Source organism: Sporanaerobium hydrogeniformans (assembly GCF_002735925.1).
Classification (GTDB): domain Bacteria; phylum Bacillota; class Clostridia; order Lachnospirales; family Cellulosilyticaceae; genus Sporanaerobium; species Sporanaerobium hydrogeniformans.
Map to the genome: position 1 here is coordinate 19,895 of NZ_PEDL01000029.1, position 9,616 is coordinate 29,510.

Here is a 9,616-nt window from a genome sequence, read left to right on the forward strand (position 1 = left end):
TTCATTCTAGAACATAGGATGTTTAGGTATATGAAGCATTGTCCTTATCTCATCTGGTGTAGCCGGCATCATTCCTTTACTCTTAATAATGTCACTTGCTTCTGCTACTAAAACTGCATTATTATCTACTTGAGTAAGTGGATTTAGATAATCACTATCCTCAAAGCCGATTCTCACGGAAGAGGCTCCCATATCTAATGCCGCTTTTATAATTTCCCAATCCTTACGATGTGCATGAGTAATCCCCCATAATACCTCCTCTCGATTAGGAAAATTAAGATAAAGACCTTCTAGCATCGCCTTTAAAGCCCCTATTGTAGCTGGCATGGCTCCAATATGCCCTAAAACAATAGCAAACAAAATAGGCTTTATAAAATCATATCGCAAAGCTAATTCCCGTACAGTATTAATCATACCTATTTCAAATACTTCTATCTCAGGTATCTTCCCATTTTTAATGATTTGTTCCACACAGTAATGTACATCCTTGATAGGATTTTGATAAACCGCATCTCCTAAATTCACTGAACCTACATTAAGTGAATTCGCCTCCACCCAAGTTGGATAGACAGGGGCACATCGCTCTTCAATGGTTAAATTAGAAACACCTCCTGTAGAAATTTCAATCACAATATCACATTGCTCCTTAATATAACGTATTGTTTCTTCTAATAAGGTTAAATCAGAAGTTAAACGTCCATTAAGATCTCTCACATGAAGATGTACCATACCAGCTCCAGCCTTACTACAAGCAATAACATCTTTAGCTATAGCACGTGGATTAATTAAGATATCCGTAGCTGCTACAGGTGCAACAGAAAGTAAAATTTTTTTCATTTTAAACTCTCCACTTCCTATTTCCAATAAACATAATGATTGGAAATAATTTGTTCAATTTGGGTTGCCTCTCGTTCTTCAATCAAATCTACCATTTGACGATGTAGCTTTATAAAATTTTCTTTTTCACCTCTCCCAATAACCTCTTTTACAGTAAGACGTCTAGAGGGAAGTGTTAATCTTGTAATATATTCTGTAATACTTACAAGCTGTGGATTATTAGTAATCATAGCTATCTGTCTATGAAAATTAGCATCCAACTCTAATACTTTATCTGCTAATGGATGGTCCTTATATAATTCTCTTTCCATTTCATCAATAGCCTTATGTAACTTTTCTGTATCTATACTATCACTAGGACGTTCCACTACTACATGAAGTGTCCCTATTTCAATTACTCTTCTTAACTCCACAAAATCATCCCAGCTGTTTTTACCTAAAATAATGTTGTATAGCATAGGGTCTAGCATTTTTTGATTATACGTCTCACTTACATAAGTTCCATCAGCACGTTTAATGTAGACGATTCCATAAGCCTCTAATTTTTTAATAGCTTCTCTTACTGAATTGCGCCCTGCATCATACTCTTGACAAAGCACAGGCTCTGTTGGTAATTGTGCTCCCGGCTCAATTTTCCCTTCTATAATATCAGTTATGATTCCATCTACTACGCGGTCTACAACAGACCTTGAGCCTATTGTAGTATCTTTTATTCTTTTATTCATCTGACAGTCTCCCTCTTACTTCTAGAAAAATATTAAAAATGATATTTTTTATAATATTTTCCATTTTATTTTAATTATATTATAATCTATCTAGTTGGCAAGACTGTTTTACCTTTTAGCTAATTCATCAAAAAGGTTGGTAATAATATAAGTTGTGGAAAAGCAATCAGTAGGGCAATAACAACAAAAGTAGCTCCTAAATAAGGCATTAAAGTTCTCATAACCTGTCCTACTCGCATATCCATCAAGTCACAAGCAACATAAATACACATACCAACTGGAGGTGTTACAAGTCCTATACCGATAACAACTGTAATTAATACTGACATAACAACAGGATCAATGCCTACTGCCATAGCGATAGGATAAATAATAGGCATAAATAAAGTAAGTGTCGCAATAGATTCCATAAACATAGTTACCACAAAAAATATTGCCAAGATAATAACGAGGATGACTGTTGGATTATCAGAAATACTAAGCATGGTATCCGCAACCCATTTATCAAATCCAGCCGTTGTTAGCATAACTGTATAGAGTTTGGCTGCACCAATGATGATAAAGATTTTCCCACTTGTTTTAGCTGTTTCAAAAAAAGCAAATTGAATGTCCTTCCATTTGAGCTCTTTATAGATAAGTCCTCCTGCAATAAGGCCATACACAACAGCTATGGCTCCTGCTTCAGTAGGAGAAACAAGTCCCGTTGTAATGCTTCCTACAATAATAATTGGCATTAATAAAGCAGGCATTGAATGCCAAGCATTCATTAAAATTTCTTTTATACTTGTATGACCACTCTCCTTAGGAACCCCTTCTTTTTTAGCCAGAAAGTAAGAAACTATCATTTGTGCAATACCTAATAAGATACCTGGGATAATACCACCTAAAAAAAGTTTTCCTGTAGATATCCCTAAAATACCAGCTATAACAACCATAGGAATACTAGGTGGAATAATAATACCGATTGTAGAAGAAATGGCTGTAACAGCAACCGTTAATTTTTTGCTGTACCCCTTTTTAACCATCTGTGGCATCATCATCCCTGAGACACCTGCTGTATCCGCTACAGCAGAACCAGAAATACCTGCAAAAATCATGCTAGAAAGTACATTTACATGAGCAAGTCCGCCGGTAAAATGTCCTACAATAGAATAGCAAAAATCCATAAGTCGCTGGGAAATACCACCTTTACTCATGGTAAAACCTGCAAATGTATAAAGAGGAATGGCTAGTAAGGCAAAAGAATTCATTCCCTCAAACATACGTTGTGCCACCGTAACAAAACTTCCTCCATCTAGAAAAAGTATCCCACCCATTGCAGCTAGACCAAGAGACATTGCAATAGGTAAACCTAGACCTATTAGAACAAAAAAGGCGATTAGTAACCATGCTATCATACTGTTTCCTCCTTCTCATGAGTATTTTTATACTTTAAATCCACCACTAAACTGATTATTACAGAAACAACGCATAAAGCTGCAGTAATAGGAATCATACTATACACATGCGCCATTTTAAACTTTGGCATAGTTGATATAGTTTGTTTCGCTTTAGTTGTGAGTATATAACCACTGTAGAAAATGCCCAAATAAAAACAAGCGCTTAGAAGAGCCATGAGTATGCGTTGTAATTTATTTAAAACAGGATACTTTTGAGCTAAATCTTCCGCTAAATTTACTCGAAGATGTTCATTTTTAGCAGTAATAGCTATCCCAACAATAAACATCGCCCATACATTAAGATATTGTGAGCTTTCCATATACCATTTCACTCCACCTACTCCTGGCATATAACGCATAATAATATTAAATACTAAAATAGTCATCATAAGCCCACATAGAACTGAAGAAATTACAGTTGTTAGTGTATCAATTACTTTTTGTAGTTTAAGCATATGCACTTCCCCTTCTTTATTTAAATAGGAGCAAAAGACTTTTATCTATTTGCTCCTTAAGATTTAATAAATCTACTAAGTTATCTACTTTCTTTCCAAGCTGCAAAACGTTCTAGTAGATTACCATAAGTTTCTTTAGACTCTTCTGCAACACTTGCTGTTGCTTCTGCAAAAAGAGAAATATCTGGATAATTAACCTTTACACCTTTTTCTTCTAGCTTACTCACAAGTTCTTGTGTTTGCTTTTTATTCAGCTCTCTGTTAAAGGTAGCTGAACTTAAAGCAGCTTCACTTACAATCGTTTGTTGCTCAGGAGATAATTTTTTCCAAGTTGATTCTGCAATAGTAAAGCACATGCCTGAGTAAATATGGTTTGTTACTGATAAGTAACCTTGAACTTCATATAAGTTGTTATTGTAAATAACGGGAATAGGATTTTCTTGAGCATCATATGTACCTTGTTGTAACGCTTGATAAAGTTCAGAGAATGCTAGGGGTTGTGGATTGGCACCTAATGCTGTCATTGTAGCCATAATAATAGGGTTTTCTGGTGTACGGATTAAAATATTTTTCATATCTGCTGGCGTTTCAATAGGCTTTTTACTATTCGTTACACAACGGAAACCATTATCATAGTGAGCAAGTACACGCATGTTTTGATCAAGAAGAAGTTCCTCTACTTCTTTTTGAATATCGCTATCCATAAATGCCCACGCAGATTCAAAGTCTGAGAAAGAAAAAGGTAAGGCTGAAATACCCATTTTAGGTTCATAAGTTGCAAAATTTGAAGCATCTGTAATGATGATATCCACTGTTTTAGAATCTAAGGCAATAGAACTAATAAGATCTGCATCTCCACCTAACTGTCCTGATGGGTAAAGTTCAACTGCAACTCCCCCATTGGTTTTTGATTCCACTTCTTCTTTAAACTGTTGGGCTCCCTTTGCACGCGGATCTTCTTCATTTGTTGAAAAACCAATTCTTAAAACTATTTTTTCTTGAGCTGTTGTCTGTGTTTCTTCCTTTGGCTTACTTTCTGTCACTGGAGCTTCCTTTGCATTCTCTTGTTTAGTAGAAGCCCCTCCACATCCAACCAACATACTCATAGATAATACACATGTTAAAACGAGAGCAAATACTTTTTTCATCTCAATTTCCCCCTATTTATCAAATTATTTAAATTTTCTAATCTACTATTATTCCTTTTGCTATAAGTGCTTTTTTTAGTTCTATGGCACCGAAACGTGGGCTAGATAGCACAGTCTTTTTACACCTTTCTGAAATATACTGTTCACAATAGGCCATAGAACCTTGTGCAAATAAAATTACATCAACTTTGTTTGCTACCTCCTTTGCATTTTCCTCCATAAGTACTTTAAATTGCTCTTGATCAAGTCCAAATGCTCCATCTACTAGCACATCTGTTAATTCTACATGTTTATCAAGTTCTCTAGCCACACGTTTGATCGTATTTTTAGTCGGTTCCAGGGTAGTTGATAAAGTCGCCATGATTGCTATTTTTTCTCCTCTTCTTACTGCCTCCTTACACATTTCTTCATCAACTCGAACAATAGGCGTACCTAGGTACTTAGCAGCTTCTTGCATTACATCAGCTACTTCACCTACTGATGAGCAAAGATTTAACATAGCATCTACTCCATCATTAACTGCTTGCATATACATACTTATTAATTTTGCTGCTGCTGTTTTTGTAACATAGCCTGCATTACGTGTTTCTGCCAAGATACTTGCATCTTGGTAATTACATAACTCTATATTTAAACCAAGCTGCTTTTTCACCTCTTCTTCTACAAGTTCAATAAGTTCCGGCGTCGTACTTGTATAAATAAGCCCAATTTTCATAAATAATCTAGCTCCTTTTCTCTCAATATTTTAGTTCTATTTTAACATCCTATGTTTAACATCCTATGTTTAAATAGTAATAACTTTTTTAATTTTTGTAAATTGATTATTTTTATAAATATATTATTTATTTTTGTATACTTTTAATAGTTTTTTATTTAAAATTATTTTTATAATAAAATATTTAACAATAATAAATCAAAAAAGTCTTATTAAAAGCTGCATTTTTCACAACTCAAATAAGACTTTTAAATCATTAATTGTTCATTTTACCTTTTAGTATCTCAACTGCTTCTCTTAATGTTTGTACTTCTCCAACATTTCCCGGAAAAATAATATAGGGAATACCAGGAAATTTACTTTCTTGTCCAATCTTCCATACTGGAATGCCTGGACGAATCTGCCCAAGTACAGTAGCTCTTTTTACTTTTAAAGCCTTTGTCCCCACATCACTGGAAGTAATGCCACCCTTAGCCATGACAAAAGCTGGTGTAACATAAAGATTACCTACTAATGCCTGTACAGCCTCTGATATTTGAACTGAACGAATAAGTGCTTGTTCTTTTGTATCATTATCTACCTCAAGTAAAGTACGTTTTGTAGCAATTGCTACTGTTACTCCTTTATTAATCCACTCTTCACTTTTCTCTACAATACGTTTTACCTCTTCTTCAAGTCCACCTTTTTTAAGCACAAGGTCCGAATTCATCTCCATGAAAACAATATCTTTAAGCTGCTTGAGTTCCTCTAACTGAGCGGTTGTTTTTTTTGTATGAGAACCAACAACGATTATCCCACCTTTATTGCTTTGATTATTAATCATTTCTTCTTGTTTTAAAAGAGGTTTATCATCTATATTTCCCAATGCTTTTACAAAAGCTGCTGCTGTTCGGAACATAAAGCTTTTCCCTTTTTCCATAGCACGGTATAATGCTATACAAAAAACCTTCACATCCCTATCATCGATGGCATTGACTACTATCTTACCAAAATTCTTCACAGCTAATAACTGTGCTTCTATTTTATCAAACTCTAGATTCCATAAACTCTCTAAGGAAATATAAGTCACATCAGCAGCCTTATATTCACCCTGTGTCTTTTCTTCAATATATTCACCTAAATGTGAAGAGTTATAACCAAAAGTTCTATCTTTTGCAAACTCTGTTTGTCCAACTGGGATAAGCCTATCGTCATACTTTACATAATGGATATTATCTATAGTAAAGCGATTACCCTCCCTAAAGTAAGGGCATAAAATTTCTCCATCTACTTTCTTTCCACCTCTTTGTTCTACTATCTTACATAAGAGTTTTGTTTCTAATGGATAGTGTCCTCGCAAAGTAGAATCACCTCTACTTACAATTATATATTCTTTACCGCATTCCTTAGCCACCTTATCAATATTTTGAGCAATTTCTATATGGACTTTAGTAGTTTGTTCTACAGTAAAGCTTCTTGAATTAGTAAGTATAAAAAATAATTTATTTATTTCTTGAAATCCTGTCCTTAGGCTTTCTAGTGACCAGTCTGTATAGACAGAAACATCATGCACTGTCTGAACACCTGTGGGATCATCATCTAAAACAATTATTTTTTTATTACTCCTTGTAACTTCTGTTGTAAGAAGCTGGTTTACCCACACATCGTCGATCTTAGGATGTATTTGTAAGATTGCACTATTTATTTTAGGTTCCATTTTTGCCCCTCCCCTTTAACATACCCTCTACCTATTTTATTCTATATTGAACTTGCCTTTGGGTATTTCCCTGAATTATAGCATCAAACATCCTATGTTTCAATTATTTTAATATTTCAATTTAATTTATATTTATATTTTATAATATTTTTCATCAATTTAGTTTATTGCATTGTATATATTTAACATATTTTTCTATCCTCAATATCTTAATTTTTTCTAAGCTATATCCTGCTATCTTTTTACTTATTTTGTCTGGATCACTTTAAAAGCTTGAAGTGCTCCTATTTACTTGTTATCATTAGAAAAATTTAATCTTTATTTAAGAAAGGATGACTATTATGAAAATCATTTCTGCAAAAGATTATTATTATATGAGCCGTATGGCCGCTAATATCATCTCTGCCCAAATAATCATGAAGCCTCATTGTGTTTTAGGTCTAGCAACTGGTTCAACACCTATTGGTACTTATAAACAACTTATTCACTGGCATAAAAAAGGTGATTTAGATTTCTCTGGGGTTACTTCTATTAATCTTGATGAATATAAAGGACTTTCACCAGATAATGACCAAAGCTACCGTTATTTTATGAATCATAACTTCTTTTATCATATTAATATTAACTTAAAAAATACCTATCTACCTAATGGCCTAGAAAAGGACTCTGAAAAAGCATGTAAAGATTATAACCATATTATCCAAACAAGTGGTGGTGTGGATTTACAACTTTTAGGACTTGGACTTAATGGTCATATTGGTTTTAACGAACCAGGTGAGGCTTTTGAAAAACAAACCCACTGTGTAAATCTCACACCAAGTACTATTGATGCTAATTCACGTTTTTTTGAGAATCCAGATGATGTTCCTAAACAAGCTTATACCGTAGGCATTAAAACCATTATGCAGGCTAAAAAAATCCTTGTCATTGTAAATGGTGCTAATAAAGCCGATATTGTTAAAGCAGCTTTTTTTGGCCCCATTACACCAAGTGTACCTGCTTCTGTACTGCAACTTCACAATGATGTTACTTTAGTTGGTGATGAAACGGCACTTGCTAAACTGGATTTAGCTCAATAAAACCTTTAGAGGAGAGATAAAAATGCTTATAAAAAATGGACTTGTTTTTACAGATAGCTATGTATTCTTACCAAAAGACATTCTCACTACTAATCATCAAGTCACTGACATACTTCCCCCATTTACTGATTCGTTTAAAACAGCTCTTGACGTTTATGATGCTACCAATTGCTATGTTATTCCAGGCCTTACAGACATTCATTTTCACGGATGTATGAATCACGATTTTTGCGAAGGAACACCTGAAGCTATAGAAGCTATAGCCACTTATCAATTAAGCCAAGGAATAACGACCATCTGCCCTGCAACAATGACTCTACCCAAAGAAACATTAATTCAAATTTGCCAAGTAGCAGGAAATTATAAACCTCTGAAGCCTCAAGCAACTCTCTGTGGTATTAACCTTGAGGGCCCCTTCCTTTCTTTAGAAAAAAAAGGTGCTCAGAATGCAACTTATCTACATAAACCAGATAACACCATGCTTCGTCACCTTCTTGATGCCTCTCATCAACTTATTAAGCTCGTTGCTATTGCACCTGAAGAAGAGGGCGCCCTTGAATGCATCAAGCAATTTAAGAAAGAAGTTGTCTTTTCCCTTGCCCATACAACTGCTGATTACGATAAGGCTACTCAAGCCTTTAAGGCAGGAGCTAGTCATGTCACACACCTTTATAATGCCATGCCTAGCTTTACTCATCGTGCTCCTGGTGTCATCGGGGCTGCCTTTGATGCTCCTCATTGTCAAGTAGAACTCATTTGTGATGGTATTCATATCCACCCTTCTGTCGTACGTGCTACCTTTAAGCTCTTTGGTGATGAGCGTGTTATTTTAGTTAGCGATAGCATGATGGCATGTGGCATGCCTAATGGTAAGTACAAACTAGGTGACCAAACCGTACACGTTAATCAAAATCGTGCCACACTAGAAGATGGAACCATTGCAGGAAGTGTTACTCACCTCATGGACTGTATGCGCATAGCTGTCTCAATGGGCATTCCTCTAGAAAGTGCTATCAAAGCTACTACGATTAACCCAGCTAAAAGCATTGGCATTGATAACGATTATGGTAGTATCACTCCAGGTAAAATAGCCAACCTAGCTATCCTTAGAAAAGATCTCTCTTTGCAAGCTGTTATTTTTGAAGGTAAGCTAATTGATTTTTAAGTTATAATTAAAAGTCCCTTCCACTGACTACTAAAAGCAAGTGGAAGGGACTCTTAAAATTTTAGTTTATCGAGGTGTTTTACACATTAGACTACTAAAAGGAAAGAGATAGGGGGTGTTCTCAGGGGCCGCAAGTAAGGGAGCTCTTCACCAGCTTCTCGGTCCTCGGATGGGTAAAATCTAAGTTCAGTCCAATAGGCTAACAGTCCTACCTATCACAAGAAAGACACTTGTGATAACGTCCCTAAAAACAGCCTATAGGACTTCTCTAAGATTTTACATCCATCCTGTGGAGGAAGCTTGCGAAGAGCTCCCTTACTTGCTAGCCGAAGATTCATCCTGTTCCTATTTTTTTAT

9 protein-coding genes are annotated in these 9,616 nt (G+C 35.1%); 2 read left to right on the top strand and 7 right to left on the bottom strand.

Annotated features, from left to right (window positions below; genetic code table 11):
* Positions 1-6: 6 nt before the first annotated feature.
* The 7 genes from CS063_RS15905 to CS063_RS15935 form a co-directional block, all read right to left on the bottom strand.
* Positions 7-837: a BKACE family enzyme gene (locus CS063_RS15905; protein WP_099450680.1), complete on the bottom strand. Its 831-nt coding sequence runs from the start codon at positions 835-837 to the stop codon at positions 7-9.
* Between the two features lie 17 nt (positions 838-854).
* The gene (locus CS063_RS15910; RefSeq protein WP_099450681.1) at positions 855-1,562 is read right to left on the bottom strand and encodes a FadR/GntR family transcriptional regulator; all 708 of its coding nucleotides are present in this window, start codon (positions 1,560-1,562) and stop codon (positions 855-857) included.
* Positions 1,563-1,681: 119 nt separating this feature from the next.
* Positions 1,682-2,959, bottom strand: coding sequence for a TRAP transporter large permease (locus CS063_RS15915; protein ID WP_099450682.1), 1,278 nt, complete (start codon positions 2,957-2,959; stop codon positions 1,682-1,684).
* On the bottom strand, positions 2,956-3,456 hold the full coding sequence (locus CS063_RS15920) for a TRAP transporter small permease (protein ID WP_099450683.1): 501 nt from the start codon (positions 3,454-3,456) through the stop codon (positions 2,956-2,958). The genes CS063_RS15915 and CS063_RS15920 overlap by 4 nt, the downstream gene beginning before the upstream one ends.
* Positions 3,457-3,536: 80 nt before the next feature.
* Entirely contained in the window at positions 3,537-4,604 is a 1,068-nt protein-coding gene (locus CS063_RS15925; protein ID WP_099450684.1) for a TRAP transporter substrate-binding protein, read from the bottom strand.
* Positions 4,605-4,641: 37 nt separating this feature from the next.
* Positions 4,642-5,319 (bottom strand): aspartate/glutamate racemase family protein, encoded by a 678-nt coding sequence (locus CS063_RS15930; protein ID WP_099450685.1) that lies wholly within the window; start codon positions 5,317-5,319, stop codon positions 4,642-4,644.
* A 256-nt stretch (positions 5,320-5,575) separates the two neighbouring features.
* Positions 5,576-7,015, bottom strand: a complete 1,440-nt coding sequence (locus CS063_RS15935) for a four-carbon acid sugar kinase family protein (protein WP_099450686.1) — start codon at positions 7,013-7,015, stop codon at positions 5,576-5,578.
* A 341-nt stretch (positions 7,016-7,356) separates the two neighbouring features.
* On the opposite strand from CS063_RS15935, the gene nagB reads away from it, so the two are divergent.
* A complete protein-coding gene (gene nagB, locus CS063_RS15940; RefSeq protein ID WP_099450687.1) occupies positions 7,357-8,094 on the top strand; it encodes a glucosamine-6-phosphate deaminase in 738 nt (245 codons plus the stop codon).
* A gap of 22 nt (positions 8,095-8,116) precedes the next feature.
* Positions 8,117-9,259 carry an N-acetylglucosamine-6-phosphate deacetylase gene (gene nagA / locus CS063_RS15945; RefSeq protein WP_099450688.1) on the top strand — a complete coding sequence of 381 codons (1,143 nt, stop codon included), beginning with the start codon at positions 8,117-8,119 and terminating at the stop codon, positions 9,257-9,259.
* Positions 9,260-9,616: the final 357 nt, after the last annotated feature.